At 53.4% G+C, this 22,097-nt stretch carries 20 protein-coding genes; 9 read left to right on the plus strand and 11 right to left on the minus strand.

Going from position 1 to position 22,097, the window contains the following annotated elements; all coding sequences use genetic code 11:
- Window positions 1–201: 201 nt before the first annotated feature.
- Entirely contained in the window at window positions 202–408 is a 207-nt protein-coding gene (locus tag HA50_RS31150; RefSeq protein WP_139810949.1) for a hypothetical protein, read from the minus strand.
- Window positions 409–555: 147 nt separating this feature from the next.
- On the opposite strand from HA50_RS31150, the gene HA50_RS16615 reads away from it, so the two are divergent.
- The gene (locus HA50_RS16615) at window positions 556–3,525 is read left to right on the plus strand and encodes a protein kinase family protein (RefSeq protein WP_139810950.1); all 2,970 of its coding nucleotides are present in this window, start codon (window positions 556–558) and stop codon (window positions 3,523–3,525) included.
- Between the two features lie 47 nt (window positions 3,526–3,572).
- On the opposite strand, the gene HA50_RS16620 is transcribed toward HA50_RS16615, so the two are convergent.
- The 5 genes from HA50_RS16620 to HA50_RS16640 form a co-directional block, all read right to left on the minus strand.
- Window positions 3,573–4,400: a fumarylacetoacetate hydrolase family protein gene (locus tag HA50_RS16620; RefSeq protein ID WP_084876668.1), complete on the minus strand. Its 828-nt coding sequence runs from the start codon at window positions 4,398–4,400 to the stop codon at window positions 3,573–3,575.
- A gap of 34 nt (window positions 4,401–4,434) precedes the next feature.
- Complete coding sequence (ttdB, locus tag HA50_RS16625; protein WP_084876669.1) at window positions 4,435–5,043, minus strand: L(+)-tartrate dehydratase subunit beta; 609 nt, start codon at window positions 5,041–5,043, stop codon at window positions 4,435–4,437.
- Window positions 5,040–5,939: a L(+)-tartrate dehydratase subunit alpha gene (gene ttdA, locus HA50_RS16630; RefSeq protein ID WP_084876670.1), complete on the minus strand. Its 900-nt coding sequence runs from the start codon at window positions 5,937–5,939 to the stop codon at window positions 5,040–5,042. The genes ttdB and ttdA overlap by 4 nt, the downstream gene beginning before the upstream one ends.
- Window positions 5,940–5,957: 18 nt before the next feature.
- Window positions 5,958–7,253 (minus strand): MFS transporter, encoded by a 1,296-nt coding sequence (locus HA50_RS16635; protein WP_084876671.1) that lies wholly within the window; start codon window positions 7,251–7,253, stop codon window positions 5,958–5,960.
- A gap of 347 nt (window positions 7,254–7,600) precedes the next feature.
- Window positions 7,601–8,509 (minus strand): LysR family transcriptional regulator, encoded by a 909-nt coding sequence (locus HA50_RS16640; RefSeq protein WP_084876672.1) that lies wholly within the window; start codon window positions 8,507–8,509, stop codon window positions 7,601–7,603.
- Window positions 8,510–8,639: 130 nt separating this feature from the next.
- Between HA50_RS16640 and HA50_RS16645 the strand changes: the two genes are divergently transcribed.
- From HA50_RS16645 to HA50_RS16670, 6 genes are all read left to right on the plus strand, one after another.
- Complete coding sequence (locus HA50_RS16645) at window positions 8,640–9,950, plus strand: MFS transporter (RefSeq protein WP_084876673.1); 1,311 nt, start codon at window positions 8,640–8,642, stop codon at window positions 9,948–9,950.
- A 17-nt stretch (window positions 9,951–9,967) separates the two neighbouring features.
- A complete protein-coding gene (locus HA50_RS16650; RefSeq protein ID WP_084876674.1) occupies window positions 9,968–11,056 on the plus strand; it encodes a tartrate dehydrogenase in 1,089 nt (362 codons plus the stop codon).
- 2 nt (window positions 11,057–11,058) lie between these two features.
- A complete protein-coding gene (locus HA50_RS16655) occupies window positions 11,059–12,318 on the plus strand; it encodes a glycerate kinase type-2 family protein (RefSeq protein WP_084876675.1) in 1,260 nt (419 codons plus the stop codon).
- 403 nt (window positions 12,319–12,721) lie between these two features.
- On the plus strand, window positions 12,722–13,450 hold the full coding sequence (locus HA50_RS16660; protein ID WP_084876676.1) for a gluconate 2-dehydrogenase subunit 3 family protein: 729 nt from the start codon (window positions 12,722–12,724) through the stop codon (window positions 13,448–13,450).
- Between the two features lie 17 nt (window positions 13,451–13,467).
- Entirely contained in the window at window positions 13,468–15,237 is a 1,770-nt protein-coding gene (locus tag HA50_RS16665) for a GMC family oxidoreductase (protein ID WP_084876677.1), read from the plus strand.
- Window positions 15,238–15,247: 10 nt separating this feature from the next.
- Window positions 15,248–16,510 (plus strand): c-type cytochrome, encoded by a 1,263-nt coding sequence (locus tag HA50_RS16670; protein WP_084876678.1) that lies wholly within the window; start codon window positions 15,248–15,250, stop codon window positions 16,508–16,510.
- Between the two features lie 44 nt (window positions 16,511–16,554).
- Here the strand turns inward: HA50_RS16670 and ydfG are convergent, their stop codons facing one another.
- From ydfG to HA50_RS16685, 3 genes are all read right to left on the minus strand, one after another.
- A complete protein-coding gene (gene ydfG, locus HA50_RS16675) occupies window positions 16,555–17,304 on the minus strand; it encodes a bifunctional NADP-dependent 3-hydroxy acid dehydrogenase/3-hydroxypropionate dehydrogenase YdfG (protein WP_084876679.1) in 750 nt (249 codons plus the stop codon).
- Window positions 17,305–17,389: 85 nt separating this feature from the next.
- On the minus strand, window positions 17,390–17,938 hold the full coding sequence (locus HA50_RS16680; protein WP_084876680.1) for a YbhB/YbcL family Raf kinase inhibitor-like protein: 549 nt from the start codon (window positions 17,936–17,938) through the stop codon (window positions 17,390–17,392).
- Window positions 17,939–17,987: 49 nt separating this feature from the next.
- Window positions 17,988–18,551 carry a cupin domain-containing protein gene (locus tag HA50_RS16685; protein WP_084876681.1) on the minus strand — a complete coding sequence of 188 codons (564 nt, stop codon included), beginning with the start codon at window positions 18,549–18,551 and terminating at the stop codon, window positions 17,988–17,990.
- Between the two features lie 156 nt (window positions 18,552–18,707).
- On the opposite strand from HA50_RS16685, the gene HA50_RS16690 reads away from it, so the two are divergent.
- Window positions 18,708–19,040 (plus strand): PadR family transcriptional regulator, encoded by a 333-nt coding sequence (locus HA50_RS16690; protein ID WP_084876682.1) that lies wholly within the window; start codon window positions 18,708–18,710, stop codon window positions 19,038–19,040.
- Window positions 19,041–19,673 (plus strand): DUF1700 domain-containing protein, encoded by a 633-nt coding sequence (locus HA50_RS16695; RefSeq protein ID WP_084876683.1) that lies wholly within the window; start codon window positions 19,041–19,043, stop codon window positions 19,671–19,673.
- On the opposite strand, the gene HA50_RS16700 is transcribed toward HA50_RS16695, so the two are convergent.
- Window positions 19,670–20,506 carry an aldo/keto reductase gene (locus HA50_RS16700; protein WP_084876684.1) on the minus strand — a complete coding sequence of 279 codons (837 nt, stop codon included), beginning with the start codon at window positions 20,504–20,506 and terminating at the stop codon, window positions 19,670–19,672. The two genes, HA50_RS16695 and HA50_RS16700, sit on opposite strands and share 4 nt — an antisense overlap.
- Entirely contained in the window at window positions 20,487–21,833 is a 1,347-nt protein-coding gene (locus HA50_RS16705; RefSeq protein ID WP_084876685.1) for an NTP/NDP exchange transporter, read from the minus strand. The genes HA50_RS16700 and HA50_RS16705 overlap by 20 nt, the downstream gene beginning before the upstream one ends.
- Window positions 21,834–22,097 lie beyond the last annotated feature (264 nt).

Here is a 22,097-nt window from a genome sequence, read left to right on the forward strand (position 1 = left end):
GAGAATTATTGTATGTACATACCACCATCGTCTGCAGCGCAGGCGGCAAATGACGTCAATATAAATGCTGATCCTATTGAACCGGCCATCAGGGTAAATAATGTCGTTAATGCTATGGCTAGCCCGCAATCACATTTCCATGCCACAACCGCTGTTGCCGCACCAGACTCTGCTCAACCCGCACAGCCCACCATCGGCTGGTCACGGCAAACGGCGTTTGCCTGCCTGCTGGGCCAGCAAACCGGTTTTGCGTTGGAAGCTAAGGATCTGACGATTGCGGAAAACCTCACCCGCAGCGCCAGCATCGGCCACGGAAAACTGCAATGTTATGACGTAAAAATTATCGCTACCGGCCAGCTGTTTGAAATTTCCACTTATCCTGCCAGCGCTATTATCGCCAGCGGGCATGAAGATCGCTTACCGGCGATTGCCAGCTGTGTGAATAACGAACGTTCCAAAGTCGGGATGGTTACGCTACCCAGCGAGAGTGGCGATGGCGAGGAAAATTTTGTCACGGTATCGTTTAACCGCCAGGGGCTGATTTCATGTGCTGAGTTGATCACTCAACTCAATCATCAACAGAAAGAGTGTGTTTCAGTAGAAGATATTGTCAGCAACTATATGTCCCGACTGAATATTGCTCGCGCGATGGTGGCAAGATATGAGAATTTTCATAATAAAATCGCGGTATTTGGTGATTCAGCTGGCATAAAAGCGCATGGATATCTAAATCCGTCGGCTATTTTTCTTTCCGATAAGTTAAGTCCTCAAAGTGATAATTTCGAGGTGGATTTTGAACCCTCCACGTTTTTCTACCGTTTTCTGCAACAGGCCGAAATTAAATCTCTGACAAAAACAAGTAGCATAAACTGCAACCAATATATGTCACGCGAAGTCATTTGGAGGGAGAACTATACCAGCAAAGCTGACAGTTATAGTTTCGGTGCTATTTTTATGGATTTATTCAATATTAGTTATAGCATTACACAACTTGATGATATAGCTATTTATCCCGTGATTGAAGGGCTGGTAGAAAGTCGTCCCAGGTATCGCACCGGAGTTGAAGAGATACTTAACCTGCTCAAACCTCGTTACACCTTAGCCAGTCTGGGAAAAGAATATCTCAATAGTAACGTCATCGATAAAAACGATGCGGTACTCCCCCCGGAAGAACTAGCGGCGATGGCCCAGTCACAGATTAATTATATTTCTGCACTTTGCCATCACCTCGCGGCCAGCGGGGACGAAACACATAGATTCCTGGTTGATGCGCTGATTGGCTTTATGCTAACCAAAAACGTTTCCCTGGCGGGTATGCAGAATTACTTTACCCATTCCCAGGAAATTTCAAACCTGAAATTTACCGGTGAAGACGCCACGTTACTCAATTGCGTACAGGAAATGCTGCAAAATAAATGTTTTGACGCCTGCGCCCTGTTATTTCTTCCTGCAATTGAGGATGCCAGCCAGATCGAAAACTGTACGTTTTCCGACTGCTATCTGGATAATCTTATTGGTACAAAAGAAATCGTATCCACGCTAACAGGCAGCCATATTAAACATTCACCAGAGTCGCAGCATAACAAACCCACCCGCGTCTGGCTGAAAGATTTCAATATGAAATGGCTCACCTTAACGGGCACCGAACAAACGCCGGTGAAATGGTTAGTACAGTCGCTGGGTCAGACCACCGCACCAGGCAATCACTGGGAAAATGTTGAACTTTATTTAAATCAATGTGGCAAAGACCCCATCAGTGAAATTAATTTCAGCCACTCGCAGTTTACCAATGTCGTGATGTCATCGTGCCCGGCTAACATTCGTCACGGGCAGCCTCATTCTTACCCGCAGCGGGACATTCTCCAGAGTAACTTCTCGGACGTGGCGGCAAAAAATCTCACCTGGACAGGTCTGGCGTTTCGCCAGGGGTGCAACTTTTCCGGGTTCAGTGCCAAAAACTTAACCGTCAGCAATACCACGCTGAATGACGCCATTTTTGGCGATTACCAAAAAGAGCAAATCACCCTGGCAGCAGAAATGTTTAATAACGCCCAGATACGCTCGCGGCTGGAACCCGGCACCGGTGCAGAGGGTAACGCCGATTTTCTGGTGTTTCTCGCAAGTATTGCCGACAAGGGAGTTCAGCAGGATTTTGCGCAACAGATGTGCAGACACATCCTCGCGGGTGGCGGTGAATTACTCAGCCACTCCGCACTTTACCTCTTACTCAACCATATCGCGCAACAGGGTTATGAGATTTCCGCTGATATCGAGCGTTGTTGCGTATGGGCATTGAGTAAGCTCTATCGCTCGCTGCGCACAAAACCGTTTGACCAGCAGATCGGTCAGGACGAGCAAGCCTATATCCTGAACCGTTATTTACCGCTGCTCAAAGGCCTGAATCTGCTGTCTTATCAGGTCTGGGTTAACCAAAAATATAATCAGCTGCTACCAGAAGTGAAGGCGGCTTATCTCGCCATCCCGGAAGTGAAAGCAGCACGCGAGGCATTACTTTGTGGTCTATTGGGCGCAGAAACTGATGATGGCAGCCGTGCACCGATTTATTTTATGCCTTACAAAGATATCCCCGAGCAGGGATTCCATCTGAGTCCAGATCATCTGGATGCTATCCTGAAAAAACGCAGCGATATATTGGTGAGCCCGGAACCCTTTGATGTTACTCCACAGGGCGCTGATGTCACGGTGAGTTTTATCGGCCAACATGCCAACCGGGTGAATGAAATCTTTCTCCTCAATCCCTGGCTGGTGACCGCACAGCAATCGATCGTCAAACCCGATTTTAAACTGTTTCAACCCACCACCGACCTCTCCTCGCGTGAGGCAACACGGCTGGCGCAAATTGACGATCACTTCCGGCGTTGTGCAGAACAGACCGCGCGCTGGGGATTAAAACTGCATAGCATGGATGATTATCTGTTATTGATGAAGGTACTGGCCCCTTATTTTACCGGGGGGAGTTCTGCAACCCATCAACGTGATATGTTATCGGCAAATCTTCTGCTTATCCTGCGCTCACGCATGATGGACACCAATGGTCTGGGTGGTCTGGAAGAGGCGAAACAGGCTTATCTTAAATTCTCTCGCTTAAGCCCCAACCTGCAACTTGCCGTCGCCGCGCTGAGTCTGGCGGAATTATTTACCCGCTTATCCTCAGTGGATCTGAGCGGCAGTGAAGATAATTCTCCACCCGCCATTCGTAAATTAGCCAGGTACTTTATGCTTGATGTTGAACGGCTTTGGCCGCAACTGGCAGAGTCTTTTGGCGATGCTCATCACACATACAGCACCGCTCACTACGACGAGCAACAAAAGAAACTGGTGTATGAAAAGTCTGAACAGATAGTCTCCACGCTGGCCCACTGGCAGGATACGTTATATCCGCCTGTCGGGGTGCACGCTGGTGTGGCCGGTTGCACAGCAATCTTAACCGATGAAATAAAGATAAGAGTCGAAAGTTGTAGTGCAATCGATAATACCCTGTGGGAGATGATGCGTTTGTTTTAATCAGCGTACTTATGCATTGCGGCGCGATTTATTGCGCCGCAACATTTCTATTGCGTTACGGTATTCACCAGCCGACCAATGCCGCTGATTTCCACCTCAATGCGATCGCCAGCTTTCATAAATAACGGCGGTGTACGCTTTTTACCTACGCCCCCTGGCGAGCCGGTGATAATCACATCCCCTGCCTGTAACGGACTAAAGCGGGAAATATAGGCAATCAGTTCTGCCACCGATCGCACCATATTATGCGTGGAGTCATGCTGTACCCGCTGCCCGTTAAGCCAGGTGTTAATTGACAGCGCCTGAGGGTTATCGATTTCATCACAGGTCACCATCCACGGGCCAAATGCCCCGGTCTTCTGCCAGTTTTTCCCCGAGGTAAACCAGGTGTACTGCATATCCCGCACCGATCCATCCATAAAACAGCTATAGCCCGCCACATGCTGCAACGCTTCTTCACAGCTGACATTACTGGTCGGCTTGCCAATAATCACCGCCAGTTCCCCCTCATAATCAAATTCATCACTGCTGTCCGGTTTACACAAGGCCGCGCTGTGTGCCGTCAGAGAGTCGGGAAAACGGACAAATAAAGTCGGGGCATCGATGGTTTGTTCAAACTCGATACGCTTGTCCTGATAATTCATACCGACACAGAAGATTTTTCCGGGATTATCAATCACCGGTAAAAAAGTTATTTCATCAACATCAAACACCGCTGACGATTGAGCCGGAGTGGCAATATCGCTCAACACATTGGTCATTAACGCGGATTTTAAATCCGGGCAGCAGCTGCCCAGATCATACACCTTATCACCCTGATGATAGCCCCAGGTCTTATTACCGGTGGCTGGATTAATAAAACTCAGTAGTTTCATAAAAAACCCTTAGCTGACAGATACAAACATCAGGCTATTTAATAAATTTTATTTGCTGGTTAATTTCATCAATCACAGGCAATTTACGCTGGTTATACACCGCTTTATTCCCTTCGATCAGGTTGTTGCCTTCAGTATCGATTGAAATAATCAGCGGGCCGAACTCTTTTACCCGGCAAACCCACAATGTTTCCGGCATGCCTAAATCGCACCATTGGGCATCTTCAATTTCTTCCACACAGGTGGCAGCCAGCACCGCACAACCGCCGGGGAAAATCGCGTGCACCGCTTTATGCTGACGGCATCCCTCCTCGGTATTCGGTCCCATGCCGCCTTTACCGACAATCAGCTTCACCCCGGTTTTCTCGATAAACTCTTTTTCAAACTTCTCCATGCGCATACTGGTGGTAGGGCCGATGGAGATCATCTGGAAGTCGTTTTCCCCCTTTTCCACCACAATCGGACCGGCATGGAAAATGGCTAAACCGCGCAGATCCACTGGCAGCTCACGCCCCAGCTCAATCAGACGCCGGTGCGCCACATCACGACAGGTCACCAGCGTGCCGGTCAGGTAGACCACTTCACCCGGCTGTAACGACAGCAAATCCTCATCTTTAATCGGTGTTGTCAGGATCTTTTTCACAGCACGGCCCCCTCGTGAGACAAAATTTCATAAGACAAATCAGCAGAAAAACGGATAGCGCCACGGCGATGCGCCCAGCAGCCGGTGGATACCGCCACCCCGATGGTGGAGGGATGGCGCGCCGAGGATTCAATGTTGACGCCCATCACTGACGCATTGCCCCCCAGCCCCTGCGGCCCCAGTCCAACCTGATTGAGACCCGATGCCAGCAGTTGCTCCATCTTCGCCGCATCATCATTGGGATGACGCGAATCAACCGGACGCAGAATCGCCTTTTTCGACAGGCGGGCCGCCGTTTCAACCGAGGTCGAGACACCCACGCCGACCAGCAGCGGCGGGCAGGCATTAACGCCATACGAGGTAATCACATCAAACACGAACTGGTTAACGCCTTCATAGCCCTGCCCCGGCATCAGCACCTTTGCGGCACCGGGTAACGAGCAGCCGCCACCGGCCATATACACCTCAATGGTGCAGCCATCGTCATCCGGGATAATTTCCCAGTCGAGCCACGGCACGCGCGAACCGGTATTGGTGCCGGTGTTCTTTTCGACAAAGGTTTCCACCGCGTTATGACGCAACGGCGCTTTGCGTGTCGCTTCCAGCGTGGCGTTACGCAATACCTCCTCCAGCTGGCCGAGGTAAGGAAAACGCGCGCCCGCAGTGATGAAGTACTGAATCACGCCGGTGTCCTGGCAGGAGGGGCGATCCAGCTCATCGGCGCGTTTCTGGTTTTCAAACATCGAATCGTAAACGGCACAGGCTAACGGCGCGGTTTCCTTAGCGCGCAATTCCGTCAGTTTTTTCATCACGTCTGTTGGCAGACGTTTGCCGACATAGCCGGTAAATCGCGTCATGATGTCGGTCAGGTTTTCTACATCAGTTAAAGTGCTCACAATATGCTCCAGCAATAATCAGGCGAGGGAATTGTTCACCGCTTCCCGTTTGCGGTTGATTTGAATCGAAAGCGTCAGGATGGCGGAGAGCAGCAGCATGCCCGCTACGCAGTACATGGCGAGGGAGAAGCTGCCGGTGGTTTCCTTGAGCCAGCCGATAATCGCCGGACCGGCAAAGCCACCGAGGTTGCCAATCGAGTTGATGGCTGCCAGCCCGGCCGCTGCCGCAGGCCCCTGCAAAAACAGTGACGGAATGCTCCACAGCGGTGGTTTACAGGAAGAGATACCAACGCTGGCCAGCACCAGCGCCACCACCGCCAGCCCTAAGGAATGTACTGACCCGGCCAGAATGAACCCGGCACAGGCCAGCAGACAGGCGGACACCACATGCCATGTGCGTTCGCGGGTTTTATCCGAGTGTTTCGCCCAGCTAATCATGGCGATAATCGATAGCGCGGCAGGCAGCGCGTTAATAAAGCCAGTTTGTAAGGTGGTCAGGCCGAATGATTTCAGAAACTGTGGCGACCAGATATTCAGGGAATACAGTCCGGCTGAAGTGCCAAAATAAACAATCGCCAGCGTCAGGACGCGAATATCGGAAAGCCCTTTCCACAGGCTGGTTTTGGCTCCCTGCGCTTTGTTCTGGCTTTCCTGTTGCAGGGTATGGATTAACCACGAGGTTTCCTGTTGATTCAGCCAGCGGTTTTTTTCCGGACGATCGTTGAGATAGAAAAAGGTAAAAATACCCAGCACGATGGCGGCAATCGCATCCAGCATAAACATCAGTTGCCAGCCTTTCATGCCCAGCGCACCGTGCATGCTGAGGATAGTGGCGGCCAGCGGTGAGCCCAGCATGGCGGAGATAGGTGCGGCAGCCATAAAAAAGGCAATCACCTGCGCCCGGCGTTTAATCGGGAACCAGGTACTGAGATAGAGAATAATGCCGGAGAAGAAACCCGCTTCCGCTACGCCGAGCAGGAAACGTAAAATATAGAATCCGCTGGCACTTTTAATAAACATCATGCAGGCGGCAATGATGCCCCAGCTTATCATAATGCGTGCCAGCCAGATACGCGGCCCGACCTTTTGTAAAATCACATTCGAGGGAATATCGGTAATAAAATAACCGACAAAAAACAATCCGGCGCCCAGACCAAACACCGAAGAGGAAAAACCCAGATCCTCATTCATGGTCAGCGCAGCAAAGCCAATATTAATTCGATCGAAGAACGCAATAAAATAGGCAAACATCACAAAGGGGACAATTCGCCACGTTATTTTCTTTAACGTGACACGTTCAAGTTCATCACTCATAGTTTCCAGCCTTTTAAGTATTAGTTAGGGTACGCTTCAGGACTGATGGTTTTCTTCGCGCTGGAAAAACTATAATGAATTAAATTCAGCCAATCATTGCGACTGGGTTATATAAATAATTCACACAATCGGTGGGATTTTTCTCCAGGCCGATTTGATTGACCTGGATCACTTAAATACGGCTATTATCGGTGTTTTTTACATGCGGACAAAAATAATTACACGATTGAGAAACAATTAAGCGGCAATAAACTTGTCAGAAATGTGATCTAATTCAAATCACAAGCGGGAGCGTGATGGCCCACCATGCCGCGATGTTATGCATGATGGTCATCCGGCTCAGGGCATCACAACTTATCCGTCAGCTCTTTTTTATTATCATTAAGTAACTTCAGCATATCCTTTAAGTAATCATCCTCATTGCCTTTTTGCCACGCGATACTTAACGGCAGGCCTTTGATATTTTCATTTAATTCCAGATTGATGTAGACCACATTTTCGCTGTTCATATTACGGTAGGAGGAAGGCACCACCGCCAACCCAAGCCCTGGCGCGACCAGGCTCAAAATCGTTTGTTTTTCCTCAGCAAACTGGGCAATAAGTGGGCTGAGTCCCGCCTGTTTAAACATGCTCATGGTCAGATCGTGACTATGTGGGCGGGTACGTCTTTCCGGAATAATCATCGCCTCGTGTTTAAAATCTTCTAACGCAACCCGTTCCCGCCCGGCCAAAGGATGATTTGCCGGAACCGCCAGCACACAACTTTCGCGCGTAATGAAACGAACCGAAATCGCCGCATCAATAATCTGCGGGGCACGAAAAAAGATCATATCCAGCCAGCCGGATTTTAATTTAGGCAGCAGGTTGATGGTTTTATCTTCAATAATATGAATGTCGGTATTGGGATGGGCCGGAACAAACAAATTGAGTAAGGCGGGAACTAATCCTCTGGCTGCACTATCAATGGCACCAATGCGTAACGTGCGGCGTTCATCTTTTACCCCGACTTTAAATCGCAGTGCCAGCGCATCAAACTGATCGATAATTTTGTTAGCTTCATCAAAAAAAATCGCGCCCTCTGCGGTGAGGGAAACATTACGCGTGGAACGGTTTAACAACCGCACCCCGAGGTCTTCTTCCAGTAATCGAATGAAGCGAGAAAGTGACGCAGGCATCATTTCCATTCTTTGAGCTGCCCGCCCAAAATGTAACTCTTTGCCCACGGCGACAAAACAACGCAATTGATTTATATCCACATTTTCCTCGCCAAAACATTATTCAAATACTTTATATAATCGGGCATTAATGATCTGCCAATCCAAACCTGCATACTGAACTCGATTACAAAAAAATAACACACCCCTACACAAACTGGAGCACTTTAATATGAACAATCACCTCGAAAAAAGGGTGATGCGTAAAGTGACGTTGCGCATTGTCCCTTTCATCATGCTGCTCTACTTCATCGCATTTCTTGATCGCGTCAACATTGGTTTTGCTGCATTAACCATGAATCAGGATTTAGGTTTTTCGCCGACGGTATTTGGTTTGGGTGCCGGTATCTTTTTTCTCGGCTATTTTCTTTTTGAAGTTCCTTCCAACCTGATCCTGCACAAAGTCGGCGCACGCATCTGGATCGCCCGCGTGATGATTAGCTGGGGCCTGGTCTCCGGTTGCATGGCCTTTGTACAGGGCACCACCAGCTTCTACACGCTGCGTTTTCTGCTCGGCGTGGCGGAAGCAGGCTTCTTCCCCGGCATCATTCTCTATCTCAGCTACTGGTTCCCGGCGGCGAAACGCGCGCAGGTGACGGCCATCTTTATGGCGGCCGCCCCGCTCTCCACCGCGCTCGGTTCGCCGATTTCCGCCGCGCTGCTGGAGATGCACGGCCTGCTGGGATACGCCGGCTGGCAATGGATGTTCGTGCTGGAAGCCATTCCGGCGCTGGTGTTCGGTGTGGTGGTGCTGTTTTACCTCACCGACCGTCCGGCAAAAGCCAAATGGCTGACTGACGAAGAACGCGAATGGTTGCAAAACACCATGCTGGCGGAGGAACAGGCACGCGCCGCGAAGCAGAGCCACAGCAGCGCCTGGCGCGGCCTGGCGGATAAGCGGGTACTGGCGCTGGCGCTGGTTTACTTCGGCACCTCGGCCGGTCTCTACACCCTTGGGATCTGGTCACCGCAAATCATCCATAGCTTTGGTGCCTCATCGCTGGAGATCGGTTTCCTCAATGCCTTCCCGGCGGTGATTGGCGTGATCGGCATGATTCTGTGGGCACGACATTCCGACCGCAAAAACGAGCGCAGCTGGCATGTGATTGGTGCCTGTGTACTGGCCGCCGCCGGGCTGATTTATGCCGGTAATGCCAGCACGCTGCTGGCGGTGATCATCGCCCTGATGCTGGTGACCGTGGGCATCAGCGCCTCCAAACCGCCGCTGTGGAGTATGCCCACGCTGTTCCTTAGCGGCCCGGCCGCCGCCGCGGGTATCGCCACCATTAACTCGATCGGCAACCTCGGTGGTTTTGTCGGCCCGATGGTGATCGGTGTGATTCGCCAGCAGACCGGCAGCTACACCTGGGGCCTCTATTTTGTCGCGGGCCTGCTGATGCTCTCGGCCCTGATTGTCCTGATTCTGTCTGCGCGAGCGAACAAAACGCAGACGGCTGAACTTCCTCATCCTCATACACATTGATTTAACTGGAGAATATTATGCGCAACTATGCAATCGCCGCGATTCCTGCCGACGGTATCGGTCCTGAAGTGATTTCTGCTGGCGTGGAAGTGCTGCACGCTCTGGAACGTCAGAACCCGCAACTGAAATTTGCCATCGAAACCTTTGACTGGGGTTCGGATTACTACAAAAAACATGGCGTGATGATGCCGGAAGACGGCCTGCAAACGCTGAAGAAATTCGATGCCATTTACTTTGGTGCGGTCGGTGCGCCAGATGTGCCGGATCACATCACCCTGTGGGGCCTGCGTCTGCCGATTTGCCAGGGTTTTGACCAGTACGCCAACGTGCGTCCCACCAAAATTCTGCCGGGCATCACCCCGCCGCTGCGCAACTGTGGCCCTGGCGATCTGGATTGGGTCATCGTGCGTGAAAACTCTGAAGGCGAATATTCCGGTAACGGTGGCCGCGCGCACCGTGGTCTGCCGGAAGAAGTCGGTACCGAGGTGGCGATTTTCACCCGCGTCGGCGTGACACGCATCATGCGTTATGCCTTCAAACTGGCGCAGTCACGTCCGCGTAAGCTGCTGACCGTGGTGACCAAATCCAATGCGCAGCGCCACGGTATGGTGATGTGGGATGAAATCGCCGCTGAAGTGGCGCTCGAATTCCCGGATGTGCAGTGGGACAAAATGCTGGTTGATGCGATGACCCACCGCATGACGCTGCATCCGCAGAGCCTCGATACCATCGTCGCCACCAACCTGCACGCGGATATTCTGTCCGATCTGGCTGGCGCGCTGGCCGGTAGCCTGGGTGTGGCCCCCACCGCCAACATCGATCCGCAACGTCGCTTCCCGTCCATGTTCGAACCGATTCACGGCTCAGCGTTCGACATTACCGGCAAAGGCGTCGCTAACCCGGTCGCCAGTTTCTGGACCGCGGTACAGATGCTGGAGCACCTTGGTGAGCCTGAAGCAGCAGCGCTGGTGATGGAAGGCATTGAGTACGCTTGCGCACAAGGCGTGCTGACGCCGGATGTCGGCGGTACGGCCAAAACCGTGGATGTCACCAAAGCAGTAGTGGAATTCATCACCTCTAAAGCCCCTGTTGCCGAGACCGCGTAAAGATGAGAAATGAACAGGCCGCAGCCATTTTGCAGGACATCTTCCAGCAAGCCGTTGACAGCGCCCGCCCAGGGCCTGTCATTCCTCCGGCGCTGCCGGAAAAGCCCCGTGGGCGTTGTGTGGTAATTGGCGCAGGCAAAGCCTCTGCTGCAATGGCAGCAGCGGTTGATGCGGCCTGGCCGGATGTTGATGTCAGTGGTGTGGTGGTGACGCGCTATGGTCACGCCGTACCGGCCGGGCGGATTCGTATCCTCGAAGCCGCCCACCCGGTTTCCGATGCCATGAGTGAAACCGCCGCGATGCTGATCGTTGAATCGCTACGTGGATTGACTCAGGACGACCTGGTGCTGGCATTGATTTCCGGCGGCGGTTCGGCGCTGATGGCGCTGCCCGCTCCCGGCCTGACGCTGACCGACAAACAGGCGATCACCCGTGCCCTGCTGCACAGCGGTGCCAATATCAAAGAGATGAATCTGGTGCGCCGTCATCTCTCGGCAGTGAAAGGTGGCAAGCTGGCCGCGCTGGCACAGCCCGCCCGCGTTGTCTCACTGATTATCAGCGATGTGCCGGGTGATAATCCCACCGATGTGGCGTCTGGCCCAACGGTGGCGGATAACAGCACCCCAGGCGAGGCATTGAAAGTGCTGGAGCGCTACGGCATTCCTGTTGCCGAGCCGGTGCGTTATGTACTGAGTTTGCCCGCCAGCCCGCCTCCGCCTGCCATCAACAGTGAAACCCGGCTGGTTGCCACCCCGGCGCTGGCGCTGGAGGCTGCGGCTCAGGCGGTGCGACGACAGGGTTTCACGCCGCTGATCCTCGGTGACGCTATCGAAGGGGAAAGCCGTCAGGCGGCTATCGTGATGGCGGGTATCGCTAAATCGGTGAAGCAATACGGCCATCCGGTGAGCGGGCCTGCGGTGCTGCTGTCCGGTGGCGAGACCACCGTGACTGTCGCCAATGGCAAAGCCGGGAAAGGGGGGCGTAATACCGAGTTCCTGCTCAGCCTGGCCTGTGCCTTACAGGGAGAAGCGGGCATCTGGGCGATTGCCGGTGACAGCGACGGCATTGATGGCACCGAAGATGCCGCGGGTGCGATGATTTATCCCGATACGCTGGCGCGCGGCAAGCTCAATGGGCTATCCGCCGCACGCTATCTGGATGAACATGACAGCTACAGCTTTTTCCATTCCATCGACGATCTGGTCATCACCGGCCCCACCCTGACCAATGTGAACGATATTCGCGCCATTCTGATTAAATAAGTCACTCTCGCAAATCCCTGGTGCGAATGAATTCGCACCCTACAACCGTAAGGTCGGCATTTATGCCGACCTGTATAAATTTCCCGCACTTGTTAAAAACATCAATGCCATTAATGATCATATTTCCAGCAAAACTATGTCCAAAACCCGACAAGATATAAGGAAATGTAACAGCACAAAATGATAAAGAGGATAACCATCTGAATATAAATGATTTTTACCAGAAGTGATTATTTAAATAATTTATATAAACCACAGGTAATTATTATCCCGCACCGTTGCGCTTAGTATGCGCCGTTACAAAACAATAACATTAACCGCGAGGTTAATTGTCTAATTGTTTAAATAAAGACACCAGGCAAGATCGATATCTTCAACATTATAATGAGAAGCTGGCAGTAAAATGGCAAATGAATCATGTGGTATTGGCAGGCGGCCTTTTATCATAGGCTCCTTAATTGGTATTGCATCATTGGGCGTTAAAGGTGGCGTTAGCAGCGTTTTTGCCGCAGTCCCCACCGCCGCAGAAGAACTGAATAACTACCAACCGGTATTTTTCAACGCGGAAGAATGGAAATTCATTCTGGCCGCCTGCGATCGCCTGATCCCGTCCGACAAAGAAGGCCCAGGAGCACTGGACACCCATGTTCCGGTGTTTCTCGATAAACAAATGCTGACGCCGTACGCCAAAGGCGAAGAATGGTATATGGATGGCCCCTTTGACAGCCATGCCAGCCTGCTGTTTGGTTATCAGATGCCCTTCCCGTTGCAGGTGCTGTATCGCAAAGGCATTGCCCTCACCAATCACTATACCCGTATTAAATACAATCAAAGTTTCAGCGAACTTCCCGGAAGAATTAAAGACGCGGTATTAACCGATCTGCAAAAAAATAACGTGGATTTTTCCCAGTTTGGCGAAGCGGACCTGAATGCCGGTTATTTCTTCACCCGACTGCTGGAAAATACCAAAGAAGGTTATCTTGCCGATCCGCAATACGGCGGAAATAAAAACATGGCGGCGTGGAAAATGATTAATTTCCCCGGAGCACGCGCCAGTTTCCCGCAATGGATAAAAATACATAACGTCAAATATCCCCTTGGCCCCGTCTCACTGAGTGGCGAGCAGGCCTGATTCTTCCTGGAAAGCAAATGAAAAAGACCAATGACGCCGTCGATGTCATCATCGTCGGCCTGGGCTGGGCCGGTTCAATTATGGGTATTGAACTGGCGCAGGCCGGATTAAAAGTGCGCGCACTGGAGCGTGGTGAAGATCGTCTCAACAGCGATTATGCCTATCCGAAACCGGCTGATGAGCTGGCTTTCACCAAACGCCATAAGATTATGCAAAGCCCCCATGATGCGGCTTTCACCATTCGCCATAACGCCTCCGAGACCGCGCTGCCGATGCGCGAGCTGGGTGCGTTTCGCCTCGGTGATGGTGTCGGCGGTGCCGGGCTGCACTGGACCGGGATGATTACCCGTCCGACGCCGGTCGATCTGAAAATGAAAACCTGGGCCGACGAACATTTCAAACGTGGCGAACTGGATGAGGAACTGCGCCTGCAGGATTTCCCGGTTAGCTGGGAAGAGATTGAACCGCATATGGATTTTTTCGATAAAGTCTGTGGTTCTTCGGGCGAAACCGGCAACCTGCGCGGCGTGATCCAGGCCGCTGGCGACCCGTTTGAAGGAGCACGCTCTAACCCGTTCCCCAACCCACCGCTGGCAGACAGCCTCAACAGTACCCTGTTCCGCAAAGCGGCACAGGAGATGGGTTATCACCCCTACTCGATGCCGTCAGCGGCGGTGTCGGTGCCCTATACCAACCCCTATGGTCAGCAAATCGCCCCCTGTAACTATTGCGGCTTTTGCCAGTTTTATTCGTGCCTGAACTACTCCAAAGCCTCGCCGCAGACGGCAATCCTCGATCGTCTGAAGCAGATGGCAAACTTCGATTATAAAACCCGCGCCAACGTGATTCGTGTCGAGAAACATGCCGATGGTAAAACCGCCACAGGTGTGACCTATATCGATGAAAACGGCGACGAAGTTTTCCAGCCAGCCAGCATCGTTATCCTGTCGACCTTTGGTCTGAATAACGTGCGCCTGCTGCTGAATTCCTCTATCGGCAAACCCTACAACCCGATCACCGAAGAAGGGGCGATTGGCCGTAACTACACCCACCAGTACGGCGGTGGCTTTACGTTGTTCTTCGATAACCTGGAATTCAACCCGTTTGCCACTGCGGGACCGACCGGCACGGTGATCAGCAACTTCGGCACCGGTAATGTTGATACCGCAGCGCTCGGCTTTATCGGCGGTGCCAAAATCTACAGCTCGCAGCCCACCGGTACGCCGATGGCGGCGGCGGTGAAAAAAGGTGTGCCTTCCTGGGGAAGCGGCTGGAAAAAAGGGCTGAAAGAGAGCTACGGCCATTCGATGGGCGTGAAGCTGGAAGGCAGCAATATGGCGACCCGTGGCAACTATCTCGACCTCGACCCGGTGTATAAAGATCGCTTCGGCATGCCGCTGCTGCGCGTCACTTATGACTACGTGCAGAACGATCTGCGCATGCTGCAATTTATGAAGGAGAAGATGGAAGCCATCACCAAACATCTGAATCCGACGCAGTATTCCCACAATATTCTGAAGATGGACAGCCACTTCGCCAGTTCGCCCAACTACGTCAATACCCACAATGCGGGCGGCGCGATTATGGGTGAAGATCCGCGCACCTCGGCGCTCAATCGCTATCTGCAAAGCTGGGATGTGCACAACGTGTTTGTGATGGGAGCCAATGCCTTCCCGCAGAACTTCTACGCCAACCCCTCGGCAATGGTGGCAGGCCTGGCTTACTGGTCAGCCAAAGCCATTCGCGAGCAGTATCTTAGCAACCCCGGCCCGCTGGTTCAGGCATAAGGAGATAACCATGAAATCGACGCTGCGTTATCTGCTTATCGCTGGCCTGATGGGCATCGCCCAGCAAAATGCCCAGGCCGCCGATACCACGGATGCCTCACTGATCGCCAAAGGGGAGTACCTGGCGCGTGCCGGTGACTGCACTGCCTGCCATTCCATCGCGGGCGGCAAAGAATTTGGTGGCGGACTGGCAATCGCCAGCCCGATGGGAGTGATCTACTCCACCAATATTTCCCCCGATCCGGATGCTGGCATTGGTCGCTACAGCGAACAGGAATTTGCTGATGCGGTGCGTAAAGGCGTTCGCCGTGATGGCAAACATCTTTACCCGGCGATGCCCTACCCGGACTATCGCGGTATCACCGATGCCGATATCCACGCGCTGTATGTTTACTTTATGCAGGGGGTAAAACCGGTGGCAGAGAAAGCGCCGGAAACCGCACTCAGCTTCCCGTTTAACCAGCGCTGGGGCATGTGGTTCTGGAACCTTGCCTTTACCGACGATAAGTCATTCGAGCCGCGTCATTCGGTGCCCGATGATATCAATCGCGGTAAATATCTGGTGGAAACCCTCGGTCACTGCGGCAGTTGCCATACCCCGCGTGGTATCGGTATGCAGGAAAAAGCGCTCAATGAATCCAGCAGCCATTATCTTGCCGGTGGCGAGTTGAATGACTGGCCGGTGCCTTCCCTGCGCGGTATGCCCACCTGGACAGTGCAGAATATTACCGATTACCTGGCAACCGGTCGCAATGATTTTGCTTCGGTCGGCGGTGAGATGACAGGGGTGGTGGAACACAGTATGCAGCACATGACCGACAGTGACCTGAACGCCATCGCGGTGTATCTGAAGTCGCTGCCTGCGGATACGCCGGTCAAAAATCGCCGGGGAAATGCCGATGCGGCCACGAAGCAGACCGCCGACCTGCTCACCCAGGGACATAACCTTGGTGCCGGTCAGATGTTATATATGAACAACTGCGAAGCCTGCCACTGGACTGACGGCAACGGCGCGAAAGGGATCTTCCCCCGGCTGAATGGTGGCGATGTGGTGATTGCGGATAACCCCACCGGGCTTATCAATATCATCCTGCAAGGTGCGCAAACCCCTTCCACGCCGAAAGCTCCGTCGATCATGACGATGCCCGGTTTTGCTGCGCGTCTGACTGATGAGCAGGTGGCCGAGCTTGCCACCTTCGTGCGCAGTGGCTGGAGCAACGATGCTCCGGCGGTGACGGCCAAAGAGGTGCAGAAGGTACGTGAAGGCAAATAACGCCTGACTACAGCGACCACCCCGGATGAGGTGGTCGCTTTTTTTTAGCCTTGCTTCGCCACACGCAGCCCGCCATAGGACTGACAAACCGGCATCATCTCAAGGGTGTTGATGTTGACGTGGGCAGGCAGATTGCTGACCCACCAAATGGCTTCCGTGATATCCGCAGGCGTCAGCGGTTGGGTGTCAGCATAGGTTTGCTCCACCCGGTTTTCGTCGCCTTTGAAACGCACGCTGGAGAATTCAGTTCCTCCCACCAGCCCCGGCTCAATATTGGTCACCCGCACCGCCGTGCCGAACAGATCGGTACGCAGATTGAGACTGAACTGGCGTACAAAAGCTTTGGATGCGCCATACACATTGCCGCCCGCATAAGGCCAGCTCCCTGCGGTTGAACCGAGGTTAATGATATGACCGCGATTGCGTTCCACCATACCCGGCAGCAGCACACGGGTGACGTGTACCAGGCCTTTGATGTTCACATCAATCATGGTGTTCCAGTCATCGATACTGGCTTTCTGCGCCGGTTCCAGACCGAGGGCCAGACCGGCGTTATTGATCAGCACATCAATGTCACGCCAGGCCAGCGGCAATTGCTCCAGTAATCCCTCCACCGCAAGGTGATCGCTGACATCCAGCGCGAGGGTAAAAATATTTTCGCCCCCGGCGGCCTTCAGTTGATCCAGCTTGTCCTGACGACGTCCGGTGGCAATCACCCGATGGCCGTGTTGCGCATAACGCAGCGCCAGATCCCAGCCGAATCCGGCCGTGGCACCTGTAATAAAAATCAGCATGATATTTTCCTGGTAAAAACGACAGATTCTGAAAACAGCGCGATAAATCGCGCCGTTACGACTCAGTGCAGCTATGCCGAAACGTTTATTTCTGCGGCAGAATAAATTGCCCCACCAGCCCGGCAGAGGCCAGCACATGCCCTTTTAATTGCGCCAGCAGTGCGTCTCTGGTTAATCCCTTAGTGAGTGCATCCGGGGTGAAGTCCGTGGCAATTAAGGTGAAGTTGTAATTGTGGATATCCCCATTCAACGGCGGGCACGGGCCGGAATAACCCTGAACGTTTTTACCGTTGCTGCCGGGGGTATAACCGGTCACCCGGGTTAAATCCCCTTTGGCGAACTGATGACGGCTGCTGTCGATGCCATAGCCGAGGAAATGGGTCATGCCCAGACCATTCATCCCCTGCGGATCTTCAATCAGCAGCACATAACTTTTGGTATTGGCCGGGGCATCACGCCAGCTTAGCTGTGGCGAAATGTTCTGCCCCGGACATTGCCCGCCACCGCCCATCGACAGCGGCAGATGACCGGCATTACGGAAATCCGTGGAGTGCAACGTAAAGGGAGCGGCCAGCGCCCCGGCAGAACACAACATCAATCCGGCCAGTAACCCGGCATGTGCTCGTAATAACATCCGATATCTCCTTATTTATCGCTATTCTCTCGTCGGTCTGAAATAACCATCAAATCACCGCGCCGCTCTGCTGAAAGAAACGTCGGGTGCGATGATTGAGCTGGGTCGCTTGTTGCAGGGTTTGCGGATTAATGGCGGAGCGGCACACATCCCAGGCGTTGCCATTGGGATAGCAGGCGATCACGCTGAAATCATCCTGGCTGCGCAGCAGGCGCTGCCCGCTTCCGGCCGGTAAGAAAATCACATCCCCCGCTTTGGCCTGCATCACCACACCGTTATCGCCGCCCAGCTGCCACTCGCCGCGCCCATTGGCTACCACGAAGATGGCATGGCTGCGGCTATGGAAATGCTGATAAGAAAAAGGTGCCGCCTGCCACTGCGGCGTCCATCCCGCCTGGCGCAGAGCGGACATCAGGTCCGCCTGCCCGGCCTGGGTGCGAAAATGCAGGATTGGCAACGCAGGATTATTGGGCACCCAACCATCCGTCGCCATACGCCATTGATTGACCAATTGCAGGGTTGCCACAGCGGTGGCTTTGGCGGCCAGCGAGGGCAACAGGAAAGCCAGTAGTGCCGAGTGCTGGAGAAAATTGCGTCGGGTGAATTGAGCCATATCCATTCCTGAAAGTTCAGTGACCTGCTGAAGCCGGTTGCAAAAATGCCCATCTGGCTTCATTATCATGCCTAGATAAACTAGGTATCAGACATAACGAAGTCAAGCTAAGATAGCGGCGAAGTTTGTATCTTTCTTTGTATGCGGGTGATGACGATGAGAAGCAGTGCTGACGACAATCTTAAGAGCCATATCGAAATGGTCATCCTGGCCGCACTGGAACGCGGCCCCAGCCATGGTTACGCGCTGATTGAGCTGATTCATCAACTTACCGATGGCGTGCTGTCGTTTCAGGAAGGGACGGTGTACCCGTTGCTGCATCGTATGGAACAGCGCGGCCTGATCCAGGCTGAATGGGAAATCGCCCCGTCGAAACGCAAACGTCGCGTCTACAATCTGACCCGCGAAGGTCAGCAGGAATTAGTCAAAAAACGCGAAGCCTGGGATAGCTACTCCGTCGCCGTCTCCTCTTTATTGCAGAGGTCGTAAATGGACCCGCTGACTGAACTACCAGAACCCGCCCGGCGCTATTTGCAGGCGTTGCAGTATGAACTGCGTTTTGAGCAGAAATACGCCGAGGATATCTGTCTGGAGATCAGCGAACATTTTTATGAAGCCGTTGAATGCAGCAGTGAAGCCCCGGAGCAGGCAGCGCAACGGTTAACACAACGCTTTGGCTCGCCGCAAAATCTGGCCGCTGAGTTTGCCGTGGTGCTTATCACCCGCAAACTGCGCAACACCCTGTTTATCAACCTCGCCATTATCGTGGCCATTCTGCTCGCCGTACTGACCTGCCTGACCGATCGCCACGGCGGCCCGGCGGTGATCACCGCAGTATTAAGCGGCTGCGTCACCTGGGCCGGATTACTGGCGATTCAGCGTAATGAGCTGGAAGGCATTCGCTTATATCACTGGCTATGCACGCCGATTATTGCCTGCCAGACCACCTCCTGCGCGCTGCTGCTGGCCCTGCTGTGGAACCTGTTTAATTCGCCCGGCAGCACCCTCTACTATCACGCCTTTGCCGCCGTCGCCGCGCTGCTGCTCGCGCTGCGCATGGTTCACCTGAAATTACGCAGCCGCAGCATGTGCGCGCTGTGGAAGCGCGCAGCACATCACTAACGCGTTTCCAGCGGCATTTTGCGGGTGGGCGGCGGAAAGGCCTCATCCATCACGCGCAAATCCGCAGGCTGTAGCTGCACGCTGAGGGCGGCAGCATTCTCTTTGATATGCGCCGCCTCGCCCGATTCCGGGATGGCGATCATATTGCCGTTGCGAATCACCCAGGCGAGCAGCACCGTCGAGGGTCCGGTCTGATATTTGGCGGCCAGTTGGGTGATGAGCGGGTGGCGCAGCAGCGATGCCCCTTCGCCCCCCAGCGGGGAATAGGCCATCATCGGCATATGATGCTGGTTACACCATGGGATCAGGTCAAACTCAATGCCACGACTCGCCGGATTGTAAAAAACCTGATTGGTGACGCAGCGATCGCCCTGTTCGACGGCAAACAAATCTTCCATGTCATCGACATCAAAATTGGACACTCCCCAGGCCTTAATTTTTCCCTGCTGCTTCAGCTTTTCAAAACCGGAGACCGCTTCCGATAACACGCTGCTAAAACGCCAGTGCAGCAGGTAAAGATCGAGGCAGTCGGTGTTGAGGCGCTTCAGGCTGGCATTGCAACTGCGTTCCATCAACAGGCGATTGGCGTGATACGGGTAGATTTTGGAGACGAGGTAAACCCGATCGCGCAGGCCATCAATCGCCTTACCAATCAGCGATTCTGAACGCCCGTCACCGTACATCTCAGCGGTATCGATCACCCGCAAGCCGCTGTCGATACCGGCGCGTAATGCATTGATCTCGGCAGCTTCGCTATGTCTGCCCTGACCGAGGTGCCAGCTTCCCATGCCAATAGCAGCAACCGACTGACCATTAAGAGTGACTGTTTTCATGCAATTTCTCGTTGAGAGGAGGAAAGGTTTTCGCTTCCAGCTGTACCTGTCTGCGGCCCAGCCACTGGCTGTTAACCAGCCAGATCAATGACAGCGGCAGCGCCAGCCAGATCAGCATGCCGCCACTCAGCCCGGCCGCCCCCATCGCCGCCCAGCTCCAGGCTCCGACCTGGTCACCGGCACGATAGACGGCGGTATCGATGACGTTCTTGGCTTTGTATTTATCTTCCCGTTGCAGCACCGTGAACAGCACCTCACGCGCGGGCCGGGCAAAGGCGAAATTAGCCCCGCGGCGTAACACCGAGAACACCACAATCGACGCGGCCACCGGCCACAGGGACATGCTGGCAAAACCCAGCAGGGTGATCAGCGGCAGCAACCCTAACACCAGCTTTGTGCCGTAACGGGACATCAGGCGGCTGGTGACAAACAGCTGGGTTACCAGGGTCAGCACATTGACCACCAAATCGAGGGTGGCAAAGAACGCCGTACGATCGCTGTCATGCTGGAACAGATGGTGCACCAGCTCAGCCTGGCGGAAATAGATCAGGGTCGAGGTGACGGAATACAGCAACATATACAGGCAGATATTCAGCAAATAGGGAGACTGGAAAATACGCGCAATGCCGGAAAAGACGCCGCCGCCAAGGGGCTGTGTCTGCTGTGCGGCTGCATCTCCTTCCGCAAGATGGGTAAAGGTACTCAGGCGCTTCACGCAGGCCACCGCGCACTCCAGCAGCAGCGCGGCCAATACAAACAGCCCAACGGTATTGAGACGGTGCACCAGCAGCGCGGTAATCGCCGATCCGAGGATAGCGCCCAGCGTGGCTCCGGCGGCCATCATGGCAAACAGGCGGCTGGCACGTTCGCGCGAGAAGATATCGGCCACCAGCGACCAGAACACCGAAACAACGTAGAGGTTGAACACCGAGAGCCAGACAAAAAATACCCGCCCCAGCCAGACCTGCATCGACGATGGCAGGGCAAACTTCAGCACGGCAAAGATGATGAGCTGGCTGATAAAAAACCGATACACCAGCGGGATAAAGCGCTTGCGTGGCAACGCACGCGATAACGCCGCAAAGGGAAGATTGAGGGCCAGGATAGCAATCAGCGTGGCGCTAAACAGCCACTGCAAATTATGCAGGCCCCCATCGATACCGAAGGTGTCGCGAATCGGGCGCAGAACGTAATAGGCTGACAGCACACAAAAAATGTAGATCATGCACCAGATTAACGCCTGCACCTCTTCCGGCCTGACGGGGGTAAGACGGAGCCAGAAAGGCACCGCTGGCTGATGCTGAGGGTCCGTCTGTTGACTGCCCATAAATGCTCCCGATGTTTTAATCGTTCCGTGACGGCAAATGCCGACAACTTACCTAGACAATCTAGGTAAGTAGAATTGCGCTGTCAAGATGATGTGATCGACTTCACATTCGAAGGTAGAGAGAGCAAAGCGGGATAAAAAGGTGATCTGAACATTTATTTGCTAAGAATAACTTTTTGAAAATATTCAACGTTCTATTTTATTTCCTTCCTGATATTTCCCTGACTCACTCAATAGCGTAGCCATGAAAATAAAATTATCCGT

The organism is Pantoea cypripedii (assembly GCF_002095535.1).
GTDB classification, from domain to species: domain Bacteria; phylum Pseudomonadota; class Gammaproteobacteria; order Enterobacterales; family Enterobacteriaceae; genus Pantoea; species Pantoea cypripedii.